The following is a 22,595-nucleotide window of genomic DNA, read 5'->3' as shown; positions in this document are numbered from 1 at the left end:
ATGCGGATCCCTTCGGCGATCATCACCGGCATGGCCCTGGTCGTCATGCTGACGTCGTGCGGATCGGGGGGCGACTCCGATACGCCGACCGGCCCGAACCGGCCACCACCGAAGGTCGCCTCGCTGGGGCCTTTCGTCGGTGAATGCGGACACGTCACCGACGACGAAGTCCGCAATCTCGCGGGCCTCGGCCAGATCTCGCGCGTGTTCAAGAACGCGACCGGCTGCAACTGGCAGGCCGCCGGCTTGAGTTCGCCGAGCGTCACCTTCGCCTCGTATCGGGGCAGCCCGATCGAACGCGAGAAGGCGTGGGTGTCCAACGTCGGCCGCAATCCGCAGACTATCGATGTGGGCGGTCGCCCTGGTTTCCAGGCTGTCGACCCCGATGGCGTCGTCTGCGATCTCGCGGTCCAGCTCGACGACGACTTCTTCGAATGGTCCATGTCCACCGGCCTGTTCGCGACCGGCGGCAACCCGTGCGACCGGACCAGGAAACTGGCCGAGCTGACCGTGGGACGGCTGAAGTGAGCGCGCGCCGGGTCGCGCTCGCCGCGACGGCCGCGCTGCTGCTCACCGCCGCGCTGGCCGGCTGTGCGGAGAAGGTCGAGGGCAACGCGCAGCCGCTGGGTGGCGGTGGCGGCGGTGAAACGATCAATACCGACTTCGACAAACTGCTGCGCGAGTGCGATGTGGTTGCCGTCGACAAGATCGGCGAGATCGTCGGCAACGCCACCTACGTGGATGACTCGTTCACCGGCGCCGTCTGCATGTGGGAGATCGAGGACGCCCCCGGCGGCGCGGCCATGGCCACTCTGAACTGGTACGAGATGGGTACGCTGAACAACGAGAAGACCACCAACGACAAGTTGGGCTATCTCACCGGCGACATCACCGTGCAGGGCCGCAGGGCGCTGCAGGTGCGCAGGCCGGGCGACAACGACTCCTGCGGGGTCACCGCCCCGGCCGCCGATGTCGGGGTCGTCGGCTGGTGGATCAACTACAAGCCGGGTTCGTCCCATCCGGATCCGTGCGTCGCCGCCCAGAAATTGGTGGAGCTGACCTTGGATCTGGCCCGGTAGAAGCCTTGACGGTCCACCCCGCTTTGACCCGGATTCGGGCACGCGGGTATCGTGGATCCCTGTGCCCGGATTGCTACGGGCAAGTTCGTGCGTGAACGTAGGCCAGCGAAAGCGGCCGGAACGTTCCAGCGTGCCCAGAAAAAGGGCCCTGAGCTGCGCGCGACACGCCCGACCGCGGGTAAACGGAAACACGGTCGGACGTGCGAGTGAAAGCTCGATGAACTGAAGACACGTGTTCCGACAGCCGCAATTACCAATAAGGAAAGCCGGTCTATGCCAACCATCAACCAGCTGGTCCGCAAGGGTCGCCGCGACAAGGTCTCCAAGACCAAGACTGCGGCCCTGAAGGGGAGCCCGCAGCGTCGTGGCGTGTGCACTCGCGTGTACACCACCACCCCCAAGAAGCCGAACTCCGCGCTCCGTAAGGTCGCGCGTGTTCGCCTGACCAGCGCAGTCGAGGTCACGGCGTACATCCCCGGCGAGGGCCACAACCTGCAGGAGCACTCGATGGTGCTCGTCCGTGGCGGTCGTGTGAAGGACCTCCCCGGTGTCCGCTACAAGATCATCCGTGGCTCGCTGGACACCCAGGGTGTGAAGAACCGCAAGCAGGCCCGCAGCCGCTACGGCGCCAAGAAGGAGAAGAGCTGATATGCCACGCAAGGGCCCCGCACCCAAGCGTCCGCTGATCAACGACCCGGTCTACGGGTCGCCGCTGGTCACTCAGCTGGTCAACAAGATCCTGCTGGACGGTAAGAAGTCCACCGCCGAGCGCATCGTCTACGGTGCTCTCGAGCAGGCGCGTGAGAAGACCGGCACCGATCCGGTCGTCACCCTCAAGCGTGCGCTGGACAACGTCAAGCCCGCCCTCGAGGTGAAGCCCCGCCGCGTCGGTGGCGCCACCTACCAGGTGCCGGTCGAGGTCCGTCCGGGCCGCGCCAACACCCTGGCCCTGCGCTGGCTGGTCAGCTACTCCCGCGCCCGTCGCGAGAAGACCATGGTCGAGCGTCTCGCCAACGAGCTCCTCGACGCCAGCAACGGCCTCGGCGCTTCGGTGAAGCGTCGCGAGGACACCCACAAGATGGCCGAGTCGAACCGGGCCTTCGCGCACTACCGCTGGTGATTGCCGCCCGGCCCGTCGCTAGTGTCGGCGCCGGAAGGCTTTCAGTCGGGACGCGGCACTTCGGTGCCGCCCCCGGCGTTGACATTGTGACGACCCGAACCAGGGTCGTTCCCGAGAATTCCAACTAGCTAACGAGCGGGGAAGATTTCCGTGGCACAGGACGTGCTCACCGACCTGAACAAGGTCCGCAACATCGGCATCATGGCCCACATCGATGCGGGCAAGACCACCACTACCGAACGCATCCTCTTCTACACCGGTATCACGTACAAGATCGGTGAGGTCCACGACGGCGCTGCCACGATGGACTGGATGGAGCAGGAGCAGGAGCGTGGTATCACCATCACCTCCGCCGCTACCACCTGTTTCTGGAAAGACAACCAGATCAACATCATCGACACCCCCGGGCACGTCGACTTCACCGTCGAGGTGGAGCGTTCGCTGCGCGTGCTCGATGGTGCTGTCGCCGTGTTCGACGGCAAAGAGGGTGTCGAGCCGCAGTCCGAGCAGGTGTGGCGTCAGGCCGACAAGTACGACGTGCCGCGTATCTGCTTCGTGAACAAGATGGACAAGCTCGGCGCGGACTTCTACTTCACCGTGCAGACCATCAAGGACCGTCTCGGTGCCAAGCCGCTGGTCATCCAGCTGCCGATCGGCGCGGAGAACGACTTCGAGGGCATCGTCGACCTGGTCGAGAACAACGCCAAGGTCTGGAAGGGCGAGACCAAGCTCGGCGAAGAGTACGAGGTCATCGAGATCCCGGCCGATCTCAAGGACAAGGCCGAGGAGTACCGCCAGGAACTGCTCGAGACCGTCGCCGAGTCGGACGAGGCGCTGCTCGAGAAGTTCTTCGGCGGCGAGGAGCTCTCGATCGAGGAGATCAAGGGCGCCATCCGCAAGATGACGGTCAACTCCGAGCTGTACCCGGTGCTGTGTGGTTCCGCGTTCAAGAACAAGGGCGTGCAGCCCATGCTCGACGCGGTCATCGACTACCTGCCGTCCCCGCTGGATGTCGAGGCCACCACCGGCCACATCCCGGGCAAGGAAGAAGAGCTCGTCACCCGCAAGCCGAACGTCGACGAGCCGTTCGCGGCCCTGGCGTTCAAGATCGCGGTGCACCCGTTCTTCGGTGAGCTCACCTACGTCCGCGTGTACTCGGGCAAGGTCGACTCCGGCTCGCAGGTCGTCAACTCGACCAAGGGCAAGAAGGAGCGCCTGGGCAAGCTGTTCCAGATGCACTCCAACAAGGAGAACCCGGTCACCACCGCCTCCGCCGGTCACATCTACGCCGTGATCGGTCTGAAGGACACCACCACCGGTGACACCCTCTCGGACCCGCAGAACCAGGTCGTCCTCGAGTCGATGACGTTCCCGGACCCGGTCATCGAGGTCTCGATCGAGCCCAAGACCAAGTCCGACCAGGAGAAGCTCGGCACCGCGATCCAGAAGCTGGCGCGCGAAGACCCGACGTTCTCGGTCAAGCTGGACGCCGAGACCGGCCAGACCGTCATCGGCGGCATGGGCGAGCTCCACCTCGACATCCTCGTCGACCGCATGAAGCGCGAGTTCAAGGTCGAGGCGAACGTCGGTAAGCCGCAGGTGGCCTACCGCGAGACGATCACCAAGGCCGTCGAGAAGCTCGAGTTCACGCACAAGAAGCAGACGGGTGGCTCCGGCCAGTTCGCGAAGGTCATCATCGCGGTCGAGCCCTTCGTCGGCGAAGACGGTGCGCACTACGAGTTCGAGAACAAGGTCTCCGGCGGTCGCGTGCCCCGTGAGTACATCCCGTCGGTCGACGCGGGTGCCCAGGACGCCATGCAGTACGGCGTGCTCGCCGGCTACCCGCTGGTGAACCTGAAGGTCACCCTGCTCGACGGCGCGTACCACGACGTCGACTCGTCGGAAATGGCGTTCAAGATCGCGGGCTCGCAGGCCCTCAAGGAAGCGGCCCGCAAGGCCGGTCCGGTGATCCTCGAGCCGCTCATGGCGGTCGAGGTCATCACGCCCGAGGATTACATGGGCGACGTGATCGGCGACCTCAACTCCCGCCGTGGCCAGATTCAGGCTATGGAGGAACGCAGTGGTGCCCGTGTCGTCAAGGCGCTGGTTCCGCTCTCGGAGATGTTCGGCTACATCGGTGACCTGCGGTCGAAGACCCAGGGTCGCGCGAACTACTCCATGGTGTTCGCCCAGTACGCGGAGGTTCCGGCCAACGTGTCCAAGGAGATCATCGCCAAGGCGACCGGCGAGTAATTCGCTTGCCGGGGCCAAGTACGCTTGGCCCCGGCAACCGGGCGTCAGCACGACCCCCCTTAATAACCGCACTGCTGCAAAAAAGCACGCACTAACTAGTCCAGGAGGACAACAGTGGCGAAGGCGAAGTTCGAGCGGACGAAGCCCCACGTCAACATCGGCACCATCGGTCACGTCGACCACGGCAAGACCACGCTGACTGCGGCGATCACCAAGGTGCTGGCTGACAAGTTCCCGGATCTGAACGACGCGTTCGCGTTCGATCAGATCGACAAGGCGCCGGAGGAGAAGGCTCGTGGTATCACGATCAACATCTCCCACGTCGAGTACCAGACCGAGAAGCGCCACTACGCGCACGTCGACGCCCCCGGTCACGCCGACTACATCAAGAACATGATCACCGGTGCCGCCCAGATGGACGGCGCGATCCTGGTCGTGGCCGCCACCGACGGCCCGATGCCGCAGACCCGCGAGCACGTGCTGCTCGCCCGTCAGGTCGGCGTGCCCTACATCCTGGTCGCGCTGAACAAGTCGGACATGGTCGACGACGAGGAAATCCTCGAGCTCGTCGAGATGGAGGTCCGCGAGCTGCTGGCTTCGCAGGAGTTCGACGAGGACGCGCCGGTCGTGCGTGTCTCCGGTCTGAAGGCGCTCGAGGGCGACGAGAAGTGGGCTGAGGCCATCGTCGAGCTCATGGCTGCCGTCGACGAGTCGATCCCGGACCCGGTCCGCGAGACCGAGCTCCCGTTCCTGATGCCGGTCGAGGACGTCTTCACGATCACCGGTCGTGGCACCGTCGTCACCGGTCGTGTCGAGCGCGGCATCGTCAACGTGAACGAGGAAGTCGAGATCGTCGGCATCCGCGAGAAGAGCACCAAGACCACCGTCACCGGTATCGAGATGTTCCGCAAGCTGCTCGACCAGGGCCAGGCGGGCGACAACGTCGGTCTGCTGGTTCGTGGCATCAAGCGCGAAGATGTCGAGCGTGGCCAGGTCGTCGTGAAGCCGGGCACCACCACTCCCCACACGGAGTTCGAGGGCCAGGCGTACATCCTGTCGAAGGACGAGGGCGGCCGCCACACCCCGTTCTTCAACAACTACCGTCCGCAGTTCTACTTCCGTACGACTGACGTGACGGGCGTTGTGACCCTCCCCGAGGGCACCGAGATGGTCATGCCCGGTGACAACACCGAGATGTCCGTCAAGCTGATCCAGCCGGTCGCCATGGACGAGGGCCTGCGCTTCGCGATCCGCGAGGGTGGCCGCACCGTCGGCGCCGGTCGCGTCACGAAGATCATCAAGTGAGTCTGTAGACTCACTGACTCCGCAACGGCGTCGCTCCCCCGGGAGCGGCGCCGTTCGGCGTTTCCGGGGCAGCTGTCCCTCTCCGTCATCGTGGTTTGTCGGTGGGGCTCGGTAGCTTTGGGGCGGTAGCGCATTCGAAGGGATCGGAGACGTCGTGGGTAGAGCTGCGCTCGAACAGGAGTTGGACGTCACGGAGGGGACCCTCGAACACGGGATGCCGTATCTGGCGTTCGGTTCGGGGCGGCCGCTGGTGTTCTTGCGGTGGTTCACGCCCGATCATGCCAATCCGCGGGGGTGGATGCGGGGCTCCGAGGTCAAGACGATGGCGCCGCTGGCCAGGCATTTCCGGGTGTATGCGGTGAATCGCGCGCCGGGGATGGCTGTCGGGACGACGATGGGCGATATCGCGCGCGAGCATGCGGAGGCGTTGCGGGCCGAATTCGGTGAACCGGTCGATGTACTGGGGATCTCGTCCGGTGGATCGCTGGCGTTGCAGCTGGCCGCCGATCATCCGGCGGTGGTGCGCAGGCTGGTGGTCGCCTCGTCGGGGTATCGGCTCGAGGATGCGGCGCGGGAGTCGCAGATGAAGTACGCGACGGCCGCGGCCGCGCGGAAGCGGGCCCTGCAACATCTGGTGACCCAGGGGATCGAGTCACCGGTCAAGGCGCGGCTGGTCGGTGCCGTCGGGTGGCTGGCCGATCCGCTGGTGCGGCCGAAGAATCCGGCCGACACGCTCGCGTTCGTGCGCGCCGAGGACGCGTTCGATCTGGACGGCAGGCTCGCCGACATCACGGCCCCGACCCTGGTCGTCGGCGGTGACCGGGACGAGTACTACTCCGTCGACACCTTCCGCCACACCGCCGACGGCATCCCCGGCGCTCGCCTCGTGATCTATCCCGACACCACGCACCTCGGCGCGATCAAGCACCGGCGTTTCGCGCCCGATGTCACCGCGTTCCTGGAGGGGGCCTGATCAGGCAGGCCGGACGCGAACCGTGACGCGACCACGGTCATCGCGATGGCTCACCGCGTGGCCCGGCCGGTCCACCCCACCGATGCGCAGGGTGACCGGCGCGCCCTCGCCGAGGAAATTGCGCCACCACTTCTTCTTGTCCGGCATGGCCACCCCGATGACATACTCGTCACCGGAACGGCGGTAGTTGACCGGCGTGCTGAAGGTGCGCCCCGAGCGGCGGCCGACGTAGCTGACCTGAGCGAAGGACCCACCGAGGAGCTTCCCGACGACCGGCGCCTCGGTCAACGCGACCACTCCGGCGTTGAACCCGCTCAAGCCCCGACGCAACAACGATTCCTGACTCAACGGCCTCTCCCGCCTGGTGGTGAAGAACGAGTACGTGCCGCCCACGGTAGCGAGCGTTCTTGACGAAACTCTGAGAGTCTGTGGCGCCGCGGCGATTCCGCGCGATCAGCGAATCTTGGCGCCATAGACGTGTTCGACGCTCAACGCCATCAGCACCCGGCGGTCCGAAACCATGACCTCCCGGTACTCGTTCCAATCCGGGTGCTCACCGGCGGCGGCACGGTAGTAGGCGACCAGAGCCTCCACCTCGGGACCGTTCGGGTCGGTGCCGGGACCGGTGAGGGTGACGCTGCCCTCGGCCGTGGCCCAGGACCAGCCGTCGGGCGCGGTCACCTCGAAGGCGGCCCGCGGATCCCGCCGGAGGTTGGCCGTCTTGGCCCGGCCCTCGGTCATCGAGACATAGATGATCCCGGCGTCACGGTCGTAATACGGGGTCACAGGGGACAGTTGTGGCCGTCCGTCCGCTTTGATCGTGGCCAGTACGCCGAGCTTGGCCGTCGCGAGCAGTTCTTGCGGGTCGAACTCTGCTGTCATCGGTGGGTCTCCTCGGGGTGCACAGTGCCTGACTCGCCGGACCACGGGCGGGCCCTCGTTGTGACGAACCGTGGTCGTGCCGCATTTATGCCCGGCTCGCATCCCGGAACACCCGCAGGCGGAAAACCCGTCGACAGCCGGGCGGCCGACCGCGTAGAACTGGTCCCATGGTTACGGCACGTCCGCATTCGCGGCACTAGTTCGCATCGGGTCTTCGGGCGCCGGTGTGGCGCCGCGTGATCCGACGCCCGTGCCGTCCGGTGGAACGCACAACTGGCGAGCGTCGACTCTTCGACCGAACTAGCTGACCCACTGGGGGATTCCCATGACCAGACCACGCGCCGACCTCGCCCGCATGCGCAATATCGGTATCGCCGCCCACATCGACGCGGGCAAGACCACCACCACCGAGCGGGTGCTGTTCTACACCGGCGTCACCCGCACCCTCGGCGAGGTCCACGACGGGACCGCCGCCATGGACCGGATGATCCAGGAGCGCGAGCACGGCATCACCATCGCCGCCGCGGCCACCACCTGCTGGTGGAACGAGCACGAGATCACCATCCTCGACACCCCGGGCCACGTCGACTTCACCGTCGAGGTGGAGCGATCGCTGCGGGTACTCGACGGCGCTGTCGCCGTGTTCGATGCCAAGGAGGGCGTCGAGCCGCAGTCGGAGCAGGTGTGGCGCCAAGCCGACAGGTACGGCGTGCCACGGATCTGCTTCGTCAACAAGATGGACAAGCTCGGCGCGGATTTCGCCTTCACCGTGCGGACCATCGCGGAGCGACTCGGCGTGCGGCCGTTGGTGATTCAGCTGCCGATCGGCGCGGAGGGTGAATTCGAAGGCATCGTCGACCTGGTCGAGATGACGGCGAAGGTGTGGCGTGGCGATACCGACCGCGGTGCGCGTTTCGAGGTCGTCGAGATCCCGGACGACCTGCGCGTCAAGGCCGAACAGCACCGCGAGGCACTGGTGGCCGCGGTCGCCGAGGCCGACGAGGCGGTGCTGGAGCGCTACCTCGCCGGCGCGGCGATCCCGGTCGACGAGCTCAAGGCCGCCATCCGCACGATGACGGTCGACGCGCGCGCCTACCCGGTCCTGTGCGGTTCGGCGCTGGCCAACATCGGCGTGCAGCCGCTGCTGGACGCGGTGGTCGACTACCTGCCGTCGCCGCTGGATGTCGTCGCTGTGCACGGTTTCTCACCGGAAGGGGAGAACATCGAGCGCGCACCTGATATCGCCGAGCCGTTCGCGGCCCTGGCGTTCAAGGTCGCGCTGCACCCGTTCTTCGGCAAGCTCGTGTACCTGCGGGTCTACTCGGGCCGCATCGAACCCGGTGCGGCCGTCCTGAATTCGACGAACGGACGAAAGGAGCGCATCGGCAAGCTGTTCCAGATGCATTCGAGCACCGAGATCGCCGTCGATCGGGTGCAGGCCGGTCAGATCTGTGCCGTGATCGGGCTGAAGGAGACGGGCACCGGCGACACCCTGTGCGATCGGAACGCCCCGATCGTGCTGGAGTCGATGACCTTCCCCGACCCCGTCCTCGCCGTCTCGATCGCACCGCGGACCCGCGCGGATCAGGACAAGCTCGGCGTCGCCCTGGCTCGCCTGGCCGAGGAGGATCCGACGTTCACCGTGCACGTCGACACCGAGACCGGCCAGACGGTCGTCGGCGGCATGGGCGAACTGCATCTGGAGATCCTGGTCGACCGGATGAAGCGGGAGTTCCGGGTCGAGGCCGAGATCGGCGCACCACGGGTGGCCTATCGCGAAACCGTCACCGCCGCGGTGGATCTGTTCGAGTACACCCATCGCAAGCAGGTGGGTGGGCGCGGGCAGTTCGCCAAGGTGGTGATCGCGCTGGAGCCGCACGTGGCCGAAGACGGCGCGGTCTACGAATTCGAGAGCCGGGTCGCGGGTGGGCGCGTACCGCGGGAGTACATCCCCGCGGTCGACGCGGGCGCGCAGGACGCGCTGCGCGTCGGCGCGCTGGCCGGCTTCTCCCTGGTGAACGTGAAGGTGACGTTGCTCGACGGCGCCGCCCACGTGCAGGATTCGTCGGACCTGGCGTTCCGGATGGCAGGCGCGGCAGCGGTGCGAGCCGCTGTCGCGAAGGCGAAACCGGTGCTCCTCGAACCGGTGATGGCCGTCGAGGTCGTCACTCCCGAGGAGTACGTCGGCGAGGTGATCGGTGACCTGAACGCCCGCCGCGGTCGCGTCACCGACCTCACCCAGCGGGGCGGCGCCCACGTCGTGCGCGCGCTGACCCCACTCCAGGAGATGTTCGGCTACATCGGGGATCTTCGCTCGAAGACCCGCGGCCGAGCGACCTACTCCATGGTGTTCGACTCCTACGCCCCGGTCCCACCGGGCGTCGCGGAGTCGATCATCGCCCGCTGACCGGTCCCGGTGGCGTCGTATCCAGTGGAGGCGACGTCACCGGGTCACTCGCACTCACTGCCGCACGGCCGAGCAACCGCAGCGCGTCGGCCGTGCCCGCGTCGCGCGGGGTGTAGACCTCGAGCCGATGGTCGGGGCTGTCCGGCTGCAGCCACACCTGGTAGTCGACGTCGACGGTCCCGACGGTGGGGTGATGCAGGTGCATGGCACCGACCGTGCAGTCGGCGACTTCGCCCTCGGCCCACAGGGCGGCGAACTCGGTACTGCGCATGGACAATTCGCCGATCAGTTCGGCCAGATGGCCGTCAGCGGGATAGCGGCCCGCGGTGAGGCGCAGATAGGCCACGTGGATGCGCGCCAGCTCGGACCAGTTGCGGTGCAGGTCCCTGGTGAGCGGGTCAAGGAAGAACATGCGCGGGATCGACGGACGCAGCTCGGGGTCGGCGGGGGCGGCGAAGTCCAGATGCTCGGCGAACAGGGCTTGCCCGCTGCGGTTCCAGGCGAGTACGTCACCGCGGCGGCCGAGGACGACGGCGGGCATGGTGTCGCCGAGCGCGTCGAGCAGCGCGAGGACCCTGGGGTGCGCGCGTTCGGGCTCGGCACGGGTCAGGCGCGGCGCCGCGGACAGCCCGGCCAGGTTGTGCAGGTGCGCGGTCTCGGCGGCGTCGAGTCGCAGTACCCGCGCGATGGCCTCGATGACCTGCGCGGATGCCGTTCCCGCCTGATCCTGCTCGAGGCGCGTGTAGTACCCCGCGCTGACACCGGCCAGCTGCGCGAGCTCCTCGCGGCGCAGCCCGGACACCCGGCGGGTGGCGCCGTAGGTCCGCAGCCCGATGCGCTCGGGCGTGATCCGGTCGCGGCGGGTCTTGAGGAACGCGCCCAGGCTTTCCAGTTCCATGCCTTCCGATCGTAGGCACGGCGGCCGACCGGCGGGTATCCCTGCGAGGTGTACCCATCACCGGGTCTGGTTGCCGGTGGCGGGCTGCCGCAGATTCGGGAACATGACTCGACTCGACACACCTCCTTCGACGCTACGGGCCTGGCTGGGCCTGCTGGTGATCCTCGGCCCTGTCCTGCTGGTCGCCATGGACGGCTCGGTGCTGTTCCTCGCGATGCCCGCGATCACGGATGCGCTCACCCCGACCGCGGACCAATCCCTGTGGATCCTGGACAGTTACGGTTTCGCGGTCGGCTCGCTGCTGATCGCGTTCGGCAGTATCGGCGACCGGTACGGCAGGCTCCGGCTGCTGATGATCGGCGCCGCGGTGTTCGGAGCAGCCTCGGCGGCAGCGGCTTTCGCGCCGAGCGCCGAGATCCTGATCGGCCTGCGGGTACTGATGGGCGTGGCGGGAGCGACGCTGCTGCCGTCGGCGCTGGCGATCCTGAGCACCCTGTTCGCAGACCCGCGCAGGCGCGCACAGGCCATCGGGATCTTCGCCGCCACCTTCGCCGCGGGGTTCGCGGTGGGTCCGATCGTGGCGGGGCAGCTGCTCACCAGGTTCTGGTGGGGATCGGTGCTGTTGATCAATCTGCCTGTGCTGCTGGTGTTCCTGGTGTTCGCGCCGGTACTGCTGCGTGAGGTGCGCGAGTCCAGGGTCGGCCGGGTCGATGTGGCGAGTGTGCTCGCCTCGGCCGCCGGGCTGCTGCTCACCATGTACGCGGTCAAGCACGCGGCGGCCGACGGTGCGTCCGCGCCCGGGTCGGTCGCCGGGCTCGCCGGGCTCGCGCTGCTGATCTGGTTCGTGCGCAGGCAGTTCCGGATCACGCACCCGCTCATCGACTTCGGGTTGTTCCGCAGTCCGGTGTTCACGATCGCGATCGTCACCGGATTCCTGCCGCTGGCAGCCTGGTCGGCGACCGCCTACCTCGCGAGCACCTATCTGCAGTCGGTGCTCGGGCTGACGGTCGCCCGCGCGGCCTTGCTCGCGGTCCCCGGTGCCGTCGTGCTCACCGTGGCTGCGGTCGTGACGCCCGCGGTCGTCGCCCGGATCGGGCAGTCGTCGGCGCTGATCGGCGCGCACTTCGCCATCGCCGCCGGACTGTTCCTGCTGCTGTTCGCCGGTGATACGGGCGGCGCGGGCTGGTACATCGCCTCGACCGCCGTCGCTGGCATCGGCTACGGCATCTCGTTCAGCGTGGTCGCCGATATCGCCGTCGCCGCGGTCCCGCCCGAACGGGCCGGTTCGGCCGCCGCGCTCGCCGAGACCGGCAACGAACTAGGCAACGCCTTCGGGATCGCGGTCTTCGGCTCACTGGCCGCGCTGCTGTTCCGGCTGCACGGCCCCGACCTCGCGCCGACCCTCGGCGAGACCCTGCACCTGCCCGCTCTCGCGCCGGTCGTGCTGGCAGACGCGCGCGCCGCGTTCGTGGACGGCCTGCATGTCGTCGCCGTGATCGCGGGGCTGCTGCACGCCGCGCTCGGCCTGCTGGCCGTGCGTGTGACCTGAGCGCCCGCTCAGCCGAGGTCCTCCGGCAGGCCTGTGTCGGAGATCGCGAGGACATCGGTCGTCCGCTGGAGGACGTCCACCACTACTTGCGCCGGTCGCACACGGAGATCCGGGTAGTCGATCTCGCCTGCCCGCGGGTCGGCAGTCCAGGCCAGCCGTTCCGCGCCGAGGGAGAACTCCGCGGCGATGTCCTCTCGATTGCCGCGTGGATCTTGCCGGTGCCAGGCGCCGTCGAGGTGCACGGCCACCAGACCGTGCAGGACATGACCATCGCCGTTGCCGAGTCGCTGATAGCAGAGCGCGGTCGGGATCCCCTGCCCGCGCAGGAGCGCGGCGAGCAGGTGTGACTTCGCGTAGCAGAGGCCGACGCGCTGCTCGAGAACGTCCGAGGCCTTCAGCGTCACCCGCGGATCCTGCGCATCGTAGGAATGCGCGACCTCGTCCCGCACCCACTCGAACATCCGCCTGGCACAGTCGATATCACCGTCTGACTGTGCTCGAAGCTCGCTGCCGAGCGCCCGAACGGCTGGATGGTCGACTTCCACGATGTCGTCGCCGCTCAGATAAGCCGAGGGATCGGGCGTCGACATGACCGTATTAGACATGTTCCGACCATAGCTTCAGCGAGTCACCGCTCGTCGAGCATCGCCTCAGCCGAGGTGGGTCATTCCCGCGGCGACCACCTGGGCGACGGAGAGCAGGTCGTCGGTGGTGGGGACCGGGATGTCGTCGAGGGCGTGGAGGCGGTCGGTGCCCGCGATGGCGAACATGGCCGAGACCCAGGCGGCGGCGCAGGCGCGCAGGGTGCTGGGGCGGATGGGGGTTGGGACGCTTTCCTGGAGGACGCGGGCGGTGACGTCGAGGAGCTGGTCGCGGAGCTGGCGCAGGCGGCGGCGGACGTCGGGGTGGGTGTCGGCCTCGCGCCACATGATGACGCGCAGGACCGAGGAGTGGTGGTCGCGCAGGTTGATGGCGGTGTCGAGGTTGATCAGGCTGGTGGCCGGGTCACCGGGGGCGACGACGGCGTTCAGGTCGTCGATCGGGTGTTCCGGGACGCGTTCGCGCATGAGCGCGGACAGGATCGCGTTCTTGGTGGGGAAGTAGTAGAAGACCAGGCCCTTGGGCACACCGGCGGCCGCGGCGAGGGCCGCGGTCGGGGTGGCATCGAAACCTTGTGCGGCGAACAGGTTTTCGGCGGCATCCAGAATGAGTTGCCGGGCGTCGCCATCGCGTTTCGCGTTGCGGCGCCCGACGTGTCGGCCCGGCATCAGTGATGCGGAGCCATGTCGTGCAAGCGGGCATTCATCGCGGGCAGCGCGGCGACCGCCACCACCACCGTCACTACCCCGACCACCCATGCGGTCATGGATGCGCCGCGGAAGGCGGTGAAGTCCATCGCCCACGGCGAGATGAACAGCAGGACGCCGAACAGGCCCATGGCGTAGTCGGCGGCGGCCATTTCCGCCCTGACCATCTGGATCAGCCCGGTCGCCGCGATGAGCACGCCGAGCACGATCAACGTCCAGCGGGCGTTGTCGTTGGTGCTGACCCACAGGGGCGACAGTGCGGTGAATGCGCCGAGCACGACGGCGAGAAAGTCCTGTGCACGGCTGTCGGTGAACATGGGGACATGCCTCCTCGATGAGACGAAAAATCCTTCTGACCTCGGTCTACTCCTGATTGACCGCCCGGTCGATACCGGAACCGGCACGGTTGTGTTGCGACGTGGGTGTCACTGGTGACCGCGCGCACTGGTACAAACATCTGGGGGCCGTAGTGGCCCGCGACACAAGGACATGGGCGGTCAGCTCCCGGCGGCGGTGGCTCGCGCGAGCACGTAGGGCGCCGCTCATGGCGAGAGGACACAGGTATGAGCGCGCCCATCGTGATCGTCGGAGCGGGTCTGGCAGGCATGCGCACGGCGGAGGAACTGCGCAGGGCCGGTTACGAGGGTGGTGTGCTGCTGCTCGGCGACGAGTCGCGCCCGCCCTACGACCGCCCGCCGCTGTCGAAGCAGTTCGTCCGCGGCGAGACCGACGACACCACCCTGCGTCCGCCGGAGTTCTTCGCGGAGAAGAACATCGAGCTGCGTCTCGGTACCGCGGTCACCGGGGTGGATACCGCCGCGCGCACCGTCACCCTCGCCGACGGCACCGGCATCGGCTACGACCAGCTGATCATCGCGACCGGTCTGCGCCCGCGCAGGCTGCCAGGCCTGTCCGAGGTGGCCGGTGTGCACGTGCTGCGCGCCCACGAGGACGCGCAGACCCTGCGCGCGGAACTGGACGGGGCGAACCGGGCGCTGATCATCGGCGCCGGTTTCATCGGCTGCGAACTGGCGGCCAGTTTCCGCGCGGCCGGTATCGACGTGAGCCTCGTCGAGCCGCAACCGACTCCGCTCGCCTCGGTGCTCGGCGAGCAGATCGGCGGCTTGGTGGCTCGCATGCATCGCGAGGAGGGTGTGGACCTGCGCTGCGGCGTCGGCGTCGACACGCTGCGCGCCGACGATTCCGGCCGGGTGCGCGGCGCGGTGCTCACCGACGGCACGGAGATCGACGCCGACCTCGTCGTGATCGGTGTCGGCTCGGTCCCGGTCACCGACTGGCTGGCCGATTCCGGCATCGAACTCGCCGAGAAGGCGGCCGGGGGCGGGGTGCTCGCCGACGAGGTCGGCCGCACCTCCGCCGACGGTGTCTGGGCGGTCGGCGATGTCGCCGCCTGGCAGCACGACACCGGCGTCCGCAAGCGTGTCGAACACTGGACCAGCGCGGGCGAACAGGCGAAACTCCTGGTCACCGCGCTGCTCGGCGGGGCTGCCCCGACCGCGGCCAGGGTGCCGTACTTCTGGAGCGACCAGTACGACGTCAAGATCCAGGCTCTCGGCACCCCGTCACCCACCGACGACGTCACCGTGGTCACCGACGACGGCCGCAAGTTCCTCGCCTACTACTCCCGCGACGGCATCCTCACCGCCGTCCTCGGCGCGGGCCTGACCGGCCAGGTGATGAAGCTGCGCGCCAAACTGGCCACCCAGACCCCGGTGGCCGACCTGCTCGCCGCGGCGGGCTGACCCGAAGGCTCTGTCCGTCGCCACGGAACTGGATTACTGTGGCGGCGTGGGGTTTACCGAGTACTCGGCCGGTGATGTCGTCTATTTCCCTGCGGGCCCGTTCAGCGGTATCTGCGGCGTCGTCCAGGAGGTCGATGTCCGTCGTTCCACACTGCGGCTCGAGTTCGCCGAAGGGGTGGCCCATCGTGAGGGCGGTGTCCTGCGGGAGCGGCGGCACAACCTGACGGTGGGATTCGACGAGATCGAGTTGGTCTGACCTGCCCGGCAGGACATGGTGGCGACCGGCCGATTCGGGTGCCTGTAATACGGTGGACCCCGTGATCGTCGCGCTTATCGATTCCGGCCTAGGCCTGCTGCCGACGGCTGCGTGGTTGCGCAAGTTGCGGCCCGATGTGGATCTGCTGCTCCTGCTCGACCCCGAGGGCGCGCCGTGGGGGCCCAAGCCGGAGGACTGGGTGGTCGAGCGGGTGCTGGGGGCTGCCCGGCAGGCGCTGGAGCTCGGGGCCGAGGTGATCGTGCTGCCGTGCAATACCGCGAGTGTGACGGCGCTGGATCATGTGCGGGCCGAGGTGGGGGAATCGGTGCCGGTGATCGGGACCGTGCCCGCCATCAAGCCCGCGGCGGCGCAGTGCCGGTCGGTGGCGGTGTGGGCGACAGCGGCGACCACCGCGAGCCGCTACCAGGCCGACCTGATCGCCCGCTTCGCCGGTGACGCGAAGGTCGTCGGCGTTGCCTGCCACGGCCTGGCCGACGCGATCGACCGCGGCGACCTGCCCGCCATCCGCGATTCCATCGCCGACGCCGCCGCGCGCACGCCGGCCGACGTCGAGGGCGTTGTCCTCGGCTGCACGCACTATCCGCTGGTCATCGATGCCATCGTCGCCGCGCTGCCCGACGGTGTGCGCTTGTTCGACAGCGCCCAGGCCGTCGCCGCGCAAACGATCCGCAAGATGGACGAACTCGGCCGGCCGTCCACCGGTAACGGCACCGTCGCGGTCCGCGCCAGCGGCAGACCGGGCGAATTGCCTGCCAGCGCGGCCGCTTTCGAGTCCGGCCGCGTGGTCGGCGCCGTCCCGAGCTGAAGTCGGGGCGCACCTGAGCTGGTGCGGGTGGCCCGACCATGATCGGCGCCTTGGTGACAGGCGAACCATGGCATCGCGCGACCTGCCGAATATCTGCGCGGACTTGTCGGTCCATCGGTGTTGAATGCGAAGGAATTCTCCTCGACGCCGGAGGTACCCGTGTCCGAGTTCCCCACCGCTACGCAGGTGCGCGCCGCGCTCGCCGCGCAGGCCGATCCCGCCGACGCGCAGCACCTGCAACGCTTCTTCAAAACGGGCGCGGGCGAATACGGCGAGGGTGACGTCTTCCTCGGCGTCCGTGTTCCCGCCACCAGGAAGGTCGCGAAGCAGTTCGCCACCCTGCCGCTGAAGCAGATCGGCGAACTGCTCGACAGCCCGGTCCACGAGGAGCGCCTGGCCGCCCTGTTCATCCTGAACGCCCGCTTCGCCGCCGCGTCGAAACCGCGCACCCGCGACGACGCGGCCCGCGCGGAGATGGTCGAGTTCTACCTCGACGCCGTGCGCCGGGGCCGGGTGAACAACTGGGATCTGGTCGACGCCTCCGCCGAGCACATCGTCGGCCCCTGGCTGCTCGACGAAGACCGCACCCTGTTGTTCCAGCTGGCACAGCAGGATTCGCTGTGGGAGCGGCGGGTGGCGCTGCTGTCGACCTTCGCCTTCATCAAGGCGGGCGACGCGAGCACGACGCTGGAACTGGCCGCGAAGCTGCTCGACGACCGCCGCGACCTCATCCAGAAGGCGCTCGGCTGGATGCTGCGCGAGGTCGGCAAACGCGTCGACCCCGCGGTGCTCACCGGCTTCCTCGACGTCTACGCGCCGAGCATGGGTCGCACCGCGTTGAGCTACGCCGTCGAGCACCTGGCCCCGGAGCAACGCGCCGCCTACCGCGCGATGCGGTGACAGGGTCGAGCTGGTCCGGTACCCGGCTCAGAACTGGATCTTGAGGTGGTCGGTCACCGGTCGCGCCTGGCAACCGAGGATGTACCCGTTCTCGATGTCCTCGGGGTCGAGGATCTCGGCGTTCCCCATCTCCACCTTGCCCTCGAGCACGGTGCACGCGCAGGACCCGCACTCGCCCTCCTGACAGGAGTAGGGCACGTCGAGGCCCTTGTCGAGCATGATGTCGACGAGGGTCTGCTTGCGCGGCCAGGACAGCTCGTGCACCTGCCCGTCGAGCTCGACCTCGACCGTCGCGGCGTCGGCGGCCTCTTCGTCGCTGACCTCGGCCGGAGCGTGGTCGGCGAACGGGTCACCGGCGAGGGAGTTGAACACCTCGGCGTGGGTGCGGGCGCGCGGCACTTCGAGCGTGGCCAGCGCGTCGTGCACCAGGTCCATGAACGGCTTCGGCCCGCACATGAACGCCTCGTAGGCGGTGTAGGGCGCGACCAGCGTCGAGAGCATGTCGGCGGTCGGCAGCCCGAGCAGCGGTTCGAGCCAGTGGATGACGGTGAGCCGCTGCGGATGCTTGCCGACGAGCTCGCGCAGCTCGTCGGCGAAGATCACCGAGTTCGCGTCGCGGTTGGCGTAGACCAGCACCACCTTGCCGGTGCCCTGCGACAGCGCCGACTTCAGGATCGACATCACCGGGGTGATGCCGCTGCCCGCGCCGAACAGCAGCAGGTCCTCGTCGAGGTTCTTGGGCGTGAAGACGCCGGAGGGCGGCAGTACTTCGAGCTGGTCGCCCGCGGAGATGTTGTCGCACAGCCAGTTCGAGCCGTACCCGCCCTCGGTGCGCTTGACCGTCACCTTGGGCAGATCGTCGGTGAACGGCGAGCTGGCCAGCGAGTAGCAGCGCGCGACCGAGCCGGTCTGGTCGCTGGGGATGCGCAGGGTCAGGAACTGGCCCGGCGAGTAGGTCATGCGTTCGCGGAGGTCGGCGGGCACCTCGAAGACCACGGAGTTGGTGTCGGCCGTTTCGGCGATCACCGCGGCCACCCGCAGCACCACCGAGCGCGAACCGTGCGGAACCTCGACTGTGGTCATGTCGTCCTCTCGAACAAAACTAGAACGTGTTTCAGTTTCATGCTAGGTCGGGACGCGCCTGCAGGGCAAGCTGTGCCTCGAGACCGGCGACCAGCACCTCCATCCCGAAGTCGTAGGAGTACTTGCCGCGCAGGTCCGCCATGTACTTCGTGGCTCGTGCCACCGCCTCGGGCAACAGCACGTCCGCCGGGGCGGAGCGGTCACGCGGATTCACCCGGCTGCGGCCGAACAGGTAGGTGTGGATGGTCGCATACGCGGCCAGCACGTTGCGGTCGCTGAAGCCCGCGTCGAACAGGATCTCCATCACCGCGTCGATCAGGTCGAGCTGCTTGCCGAGCATCTGCTCGAGCAGGATGTCGCCCAGGCCGGGATGCCTGCGCAGTTTATCGTCTATCTGATCGATCAGATCGCGCAGGCGCTCCTGCCACGGTCCCGACTCGCGTGCGGGCTTACGCACCCCGAGCAGCGCGGCGCTGGCCACCAGGTCGAGCAGTTCCCGTTTGTCGGCGACGTAGTAGTACGGCGCCATCGGCGAGACGCCGAGCTCGCGGGAGAGTCTGCGCATCGACAGCTTCTCCACGCCGTCCTCGCGCACGACTCGTAGCGCGGCCTCGACGATCTCCGACTCCGAGAGTGTGGAATGCGCGCCGCTCCCTGCCCCTCCGTGGTTACGCAAACTTCCGCCTCACCTCTGCTGCCACCGGGCTCACCGGCCCGTACCCGTCCGCTCCCGGAAGTCTAGAGGGGCGCCCCAGAGTGCTCGCGGCCATCGAGATTTTCGAATTCCGCCCCTTTATGGCAGTGACTGACGTTAAAGTCGGCGGTGACCGGCAACACAATGGAGGTAGTCATGCCCGAGAACGCAACGCCTGCGACCGTCGAATCCGACGAAGACCTGGTTACCGAGACGCTGATCGAAGAGGTCAGCATCGACGGCATGTGCGGCGTGTACTGACCATGGAGGCAGGCGTGCTCGATCTCGACACCCGCTGGGCGCTGCATCCGCGCGTCTCGCTGCGACCGGAATCCTTCGGTGCGCTGCTGTATCACTTCGGCACTCGCAAGCTCTCGTTCCTCAAGAGCCGCGACCTGGTCGACGTGGTGCAGTCGCTGCCTGCCCATGCCTCGGTGCGGGACGCACTGCGGGCCAAGGGCGTCGGTGCGTCCGATATGCACATCAAGGCGCTCGCGCAGCTGGCCGACACCGACATGATCGTGCCCGCGCCGGGCCCGGTCACCGCGGTGCCACCGGTGAGCATGCCTGCCTCCACGGAGACCACCCAGGGTGGCAGGCTGATCGACCGGTTCGAATCCGGTCTGGCCGCCCCGATCTGCCTGACCTGGGAACTCACCTACGCGTGCAACCTGTCGTGCGTGCACTGCCTGTCCTCGTCGGGTCGCCGCGATCCGAACGAGTTGACGACCGAGCAGTGCAAGGCGCTGATCGACGAGTTCGAGCGCATGCAGATCTTCTACGTCAACATCGGCGGCGGCGAACCGACGGTGCGCCCGGACTTCTGGGAACTGGTCGACTACGCCACCGCCCACCACGTGGGGGTCAAGTTCTCCACCAACGGCGTTCGCATCAACGAGGAGGTCGCCGCGCGGCTGGCCGCCAGTGACTACGTCGACGTGCAGATCTCCCTCGACGGCGCCGACGCCGCGGTCAACGACGCCGTGCGTGGCCCCGGCTCCTACGACACCGCGATCCGCGCCCTGGAGAATCTGCACAACGCGGGTTTCAAGGACGCCAAGCTCTCGGTCGTCGCGACCCGCCACAACATCGCCCAGCTCGACGAATTCAAGGCCATCGCCGACCGTTACGGCGCGACCCTGCGCCTGACCCGCCTGCGCCCGTCGGGCCGCGGTGCCGACGTCTGGGACGAACTGCACCCACTGCCCGAACAGCAGCGCGAGCTCTACGACTGGCTGGTCGCCAACGGCGAGGGCGTGCTCACCGGCGACTCGTTCTTCCACCTGTCCGCTTTCGGTTCCGCGCTGCCCGGCCTGAACATGTGCGGCGCGGGCCGGGTGGTGTGCCTGGTCGATCCGGTGGGCGACGTCTACGCCTGCCCGTTCGCCATCCACGACCGGTTCAAGGCCGGAAACATCGTCGCCGACGGCGGTTTCGACGCGGTGTGGACCACTTCGGAGCTGTTCGCCGAACTGCGCGAGCCGGTCGACGGTGGCGCCTGCACCAAGTGCTCGCACTACGACGCCTGCCGCGGCGGCTGCATGGCGGCGAAGTTCTTCACCGGCCTGCCCGCCAACGGTCCCGACCCGGAATGTGTTCAGGGTTATGGCGAAGCGGCCCTGTCGATGCCTGGACGCACGATTCCCCGACCCGCGGTCGACCATTCGCGCCCGGTTCGTACCCGAGGCCGGGTGTCGCTGCCGTTGACCGTGAAGCGCGCTCCTGCCAAGGCGTGCAACGAGAGTCCGCTCGGCTAGGCGGGTCAGTTGCCGGAAGTGCGCTGCCGATCTTGTTGACGCGTCTGGTTACCGGTCACAGCGGCATTTCTGGCGGACTTTCCTCCTTTTTTGTGGGGTGATGATGTCTGCGGGCTCGAGTGCGAATAGCATGCGAGGAATGCGCCATGATCGTCTGCCCGACGGCTTCGGGGTACGGATCGATCCACGGGTACGCGCATTTTCCGGGGGTCGGATCCTGATCGGTGGATCGCCCGCGCGGATCATGCGCCTGGCCCCGGAGGCCGCCGAGCTGATCGGCGACGGGTACCTGGAGGTGACCGATACCAAGTCCGCGATCGTGGCGCGCCGGCTGCTCGATTCCGGTGTGGCGAACCCGCGGCCGCGGCTGCTGCCCTCGCTCGACGACGTCACCGTCGTCATCCCGCTCTACAACAACGCCGACGGCCTGCTGCGCCTGCTGGCCACGCTGCGCGGGCACAACGTGATCGTCGTCGACGACGGCTCCGACGAACCGGTGCGCATCCCGCCGCGTCAGGGCCGCGGTCAGGTGACGGTGCTGCGCCACGAGATCCCGCTGGGTCCGGCGGCCGCGCGCAACGCCGGATTACAGGCGGCGACAACGGGCTTCGTCGCGTTCCTCGACTCCGATGTCGTACCGCGCAGCGGCTGGCTGGAAGTCATGCTCGGGCACTTCAGCGATCCGCAGGTCGCGCTGGTCGCGCCGCGCATCGTCGCGCTGGACAAGGAGTCCAACGCGCTGGCCCGTTACGAGCACACCCGGTCCTCGCTCGACCTCGGCAGGCGCGAGTCCGCTGTCCATGCGCGCGGTGTCGTGTCCTATGTGCCGAGCGCGGCGCTGCTCGCCCGGCGCGCGGCGCTGCTCGGTGAGGGCGGTTTCGACGAGTCGATGCAGGTGGCCGAGGATGTCGACCTGTGCTGGCGGCTGGAACGGGCGGGCTGGCGGCTGCGCTACGAGCCCGCCGCGCACGTCGCCCACGATCACCGGGTCGCCTTCCGCGCCTGGTTCGGCCGAAAGCTGTTCTACGGCACCGGCGCAGCACCGCTGGGCAAACGGCACGCGGGGATGGTCTCGCCGCTGTCGGTGCCGACCTGGACCGTGCTGGCGAGCATTCTGTTCGCGACGCTGTCCAAGTGGGGCCTGCTCGGCGGGCTGGTCACGCTGGCCACCGCGCTGGTGCGGATGCGGCGGGTGTTCACCGAACTGGACAATCCGACCCGCATCGCGGCGGTCTATCTCGCGCGCGGCTATTTCGCCGGAATGTGGCGGCTGGCTTCGGCGATGTGCCGCGACTACTGGCCGGTGACGCTGGTCGCGGTGCTCGCCTCGCGGCGGATCCGCAAGATCGCGATCACCATGGCGCTGGCAGACGGGCTGGCCGACTGGTTCACCCATCGCGATTCCGGTGGACTCGACCCGGTGCGCTATGTCGCCTACAAGCGTCTCGACGACGTCGCCTACGGCAGCGGCCTGTGGCTCGGCGTCATCAGGGCGCGCAGCTTCGAGGCGCTCAAGCCGAGCGTGCCGCCCCGCTGAGTTTCG

The 22,595-nt window shown here is 68.0% G+C and carries 24 protein-coding genes; 16 read left to right on the top strand and 8 right to left on the bottom strand.

Features of this window, described 5'->3' with window-relative positions; translation table 11 throughout:
• From ACWF82_RS10955 to ACWF82_RS10925, 7 genes are all read left to right on the top strand, one after another.
• Positions 1-528, top strand: a complete 528-nt coding sequence (locus ACWF82_RS10955; RefSeq protein WP_452500163.1) for a DUF3558 domain-containing protein — start codon at positions 1-3, stop codon at positions 526-528.
• On the top strand, positions 525-1,079 hold the full coding sequence (locus ACWF82_RS10950) for a DUF3558 domain-containing protein (RefSeq protein ID WP_452500161.1): 555 nt from the start codon (positions 525-527) through the stop codon (positions 1,077-1,079). Before ACWF82_RS10955 ends, ACWF82_RS10950 begins: the two co-directional genes overlap by 4 nt.
• Before the next feature lie 273 nt (positions 1,080-1,352).
• Positions 1,353-1,727 carry a 30S ribosomal protein S12 gene (rpsL, locus tag ACWF82_RS10945; protein WP_019049359.1) on the top strand — a complete coding sequence of 125 codons (375 nt, stop codon included), beginning with the start codon at positions 1,353-1,355 and terminating at the stop codon, positions 1,725-1,727.
• 1 nt (position 1,728) lies between these two features.
• Complete coding sequence (gene rpsG / locus ACWF82_RS10940) at positions 1,729-2,199, top strand: 30S ribosomal protein S7 (RefSeq protein WP_019049358.1); 471 nt, start codon at positions 1,729-1,731, stop codon at positions 2,197-2,199.
• 150 nt (positions 2,200-2,349) lie between these two features.
• Complete coding sequence (fusA, locus tag ACWF82_RS10935; protein ID WP_452500160.1) at positions 2,350-4,452, top strand: elongation factor G; 2,103 nt, start codon at positions 2,350-2,352, stop codon at positions 4,450-4,452.
• A gap of 114 nt (positions 4,453-4,566) precedes the next feature.
• Positions 4,567-5,757, top strand: coding sequence for an elongation factor Tu (tuf, locus tag ACWF82_RS10930; RefSeq protein ID WP_452500158.1), 1,191 nt, complete (start codon positions 4,567-4,569; stop codon positions 5,755-5,757).
• 154 nt (positions 5,758-5,911) lie between these two features.
• A complete protein-coding gene (locus ACWF82_RS10925; RefSeq protein ID WP_452500156.1) occupies positions 5,912-6,730 on the top strand; it encodes an alpha/beta fold hydrolase in 819 nt (272 codons plus the stop codon).
• Here the strand turns inward: ACWF82_RS10925 and ACWF82_RS10920 are convergent, their stop codons facing one another.
• Entirely contained in the window at positions 6,731-7,048 is a 318-nt protein-coding gene (locus ACWF82_RS10920; RefSeq protein ID WP_452500155.1) for a nitroreductase/quinone reductase family protein, read from the bottom strand. It lies immediately after the preceding gene.
• Positions 7,049-7,183: 135 nt separating this feature from the next.
• Positions 7,184-7,612: a PPOX class F420-dependent oxidoreductase gene (locus ACWF82_RS10915; RefSeq protein WP_452500153.1), complete on the bottom strand. Its 429-nt coding sequence runs from the start codon at positions 7,610-7,612 to the stop codon at positions 7,184-7,186.
• A 325-nt stretch (positions 7,613-7,937) separates the two neighbouring features.
• Between ACWF82_RS10915 and fusA (ACWF82_RS10910) the strand changes: the two genes are divergently transcribed.
• Entirely contained in the window at positions 7,938-10,019 is a 2,082-nt protein-coding gene (fusA, locus tag ACWF82_RS10910) for an elongation factor G (RefSeq protein ID WP_452500151.1), read from the top strand.
• Here fusA (ACWF82_RS10910) and ACWF82_RS10905 read toward each other — a convergent pair.
• Positions 10,006-10,917, bottom strand: a complete 912-nt coding sequence (locus ACWF82_RS10905) for a helix-turn-helix transcriptional regulator (RefSeq protein ID WP_452500150.1) — start codon at positions 10,915-10,917, stop codon at positions 10,006-10,008. The two genes, fusA (ACWF82_RS10910) and ACWF82_RS10905, sit on opposite strands and share 14 nt — an antisense overlap.
• Positions 10,918-11,020: 103 nt before the next feature.
• Here ACWF82_RS10905 and ACWF82_RS10900 point away from each other — a divergent pair, with 103 nt between their 5' ends.
• Complete coding sequence (locus tag ACWF82_RS10900) at positions 11,021-12,466, top strand: MFS transporter (protein ID WP_452500148.1); 1,446 nt, start codon at positions 11,021-11,023, stop codon at positions 12,464-12,466.
• 8 nt (positions 12,467-12,474) lie between these two features.
• Here the strand turns inward: ACWF82_RS10900 and ACWF82_RS10895 are convergent, their stop codons facing one another.
• The 3 genes from ACWF82_RS10895 to ACWF82_RS10885 are packed head-to-tail and all read right to left on the bottom strand — an operon-like array spanning position 12,475 to position 14,090.
• On the bottom strand, positions 12,475-13,071 hold the full coding sequence (locus ACWF82_RS10895) for a transglutaminase-like domain-containing protein (protein ID WP_452500147.1): 597 nt from the start codon (positions 13,069-13,071) through the stop codon (positions 12,475-12,477).
• 45 nt (positions 13,072-13,116) lie between these two features.
• Complete coding sequence (locus ACWF82_RS10890; protein WP_452500145.1) at positions 13,117-13,734, bottom strand: TetR/AcrR family transcriptional regulator; 618 nt, start codon at positions 13,732-13,734, stop codon at positions 13,117-13,119.
• Positions 13,734-14,090, bottom strand: coding sequence for an SPW repeat domain-containing protein (locus ACWF82_RS10885; protein WP_379085738.1), 357 nt, complete (start codon positions 14,088-14,090; stop codon positions 13,734-13,736). Before ACWF82_RS10885 ends, ACWF82_RS10890 begins: the two co-directional genes overlap by 1 nt.
• 246 nt (positions 14,091-14,336) lie before the next feature.
• On the opposite strand from ACWF82_RS10885, the gene ACWF82_RS10880 reads away from it, so the two are divergent.
• From ACWF82_RS10880 to ACWF82_RS10865, 4 genes are all read left to right on the top strand, one after another.
• Complete coding sequence (locus ACWF82_RS10880; RefSeq protein ID WP_452500144.1) at positions 14,337-15,536, top strand: NAD(P)/FAD-dependent oxidoreductase; 1,200 nt, start codon at positions 14,337-14,339, stop codon at positions 15,534-15,536.
• A 46-nt stretch (positions 15,537-15,582) separates the two neighbouring features.
• Positions 15,583-15,792 (top strand): hypothetical protein, encoded by a 210-nt coding sequence (locus ACWF82_RS10875; RefSeq protein WP_452500142.1) that lies wholly within the window; start codon positions 15,583-15,585, stop codon positions 15,790-15,792.
• 61 nt (positions 15,793-15,853) lie between these two features.
• On the top strand, positions 15,854-16,618 hold the full coding sequence (locus ACWF82_RS10870; RefSeq protein WP_452500140.1) for a glutamate racemase: 765 nt from the start codon (positions 15,854-15,856) through the stop codon (positions 16,616-16,618).
• Between the two features lie 159 nt (positions 16,619-16,777).
• Positions 16,778-17,518, top strand: coding sequence for a DNA alkylation repair protein (locus ACWF82_RS10865; protein ID WP_452500138.1), 741 nt, complete (start codon positions 16,778-16,780; stop codon positions 17,516-17,518).
• 27 nt (positions 17,519-17,545) lie between these two features.
• Here ACWF82_RS10865 and ACWF82_RS10860 read toward each other — a convergent pair whose 3' ends face one another.
• Positions 17,546-18,601, bottom strand: coding sequence for a 2Fe-2S iron-sulfur cluster-binding protein (locus ACWF82_RS10860; protein WP_452500136.1), 1,056 nt, complete (start codon positions 18,599-18,601; stop codon positions 17,546-17,548).
• Between the two features lie 37 nt (positions 18,602-18,638).
• Positions 18,639-19,277 carry a mycofactocin system transcriptional regulator MftR2 gene (mftR2, locus tag ACWF82_RS10855; protein WP_452500134.1) on the bottom strand — a complete coding sequence of 213 codons (639 nt, stop codon included), beginning with the start codon at positions 19,275-19,277 and terminating at the stop codon, positions 18,639-18,641.
• A 174-nt stretch (positions 19,278-19,451) separates the two neighbouring features.
• Between mftR2 and mftA the strand changes: the two genes are divergently transcribed.
• The 3 genes from mftA (at position 19,452) to mftF (ending at position 22,589) form a co-directional block, all read left to right on the top strand.
• On the top strand, positions 19,452-19,556 hold the full coding sequence (mftA, locus tag ACWF82_RS10850; RefSeq protein ID WP_218719663.1) for a mycofactocin precursor MftA: 105 nt from the start codon (positions 19,452-19,454) through the stop codon (positions 19,554-19,556).
• Positions 19,557-19,558: 2 nt separating this feature from the next.
• On the top strand, positions 19,559-21,052 hold the full coding sequence (gene mftC / locus ACWF82_RS10845) for a mycofactocin radical SAM maturase (RefSeq protein WP_452500375.1): 1,494 nt from the start codon (positions 19,559-19,561) through the stop codon (positions 21,050-21,052).
• A 139-nt stretch (positions 21,053-21,191) separates the two neighbouring features.
• Entirely contained in the window at positions 21,192-22,589 is a 1,398-nt protein-coding gene (gene mftF, locus ACWF82_RS10840; protein ID WP_379305785.1) for a mycofactocin biosynthesis glycosyltransferase MftF, read from the top strand.
• Positions 22,590-22,595: the final 6 nt, after the last annotated feature.

It is taken from the genome of Nocardia sp. NPDC055053, assembly GCF_053608285.1.
The sequence above is the reverse complement of the archived record's forward strand: the minus strand, read 5'-3'. Positions and strand labels throughout refer to the sequence as shown.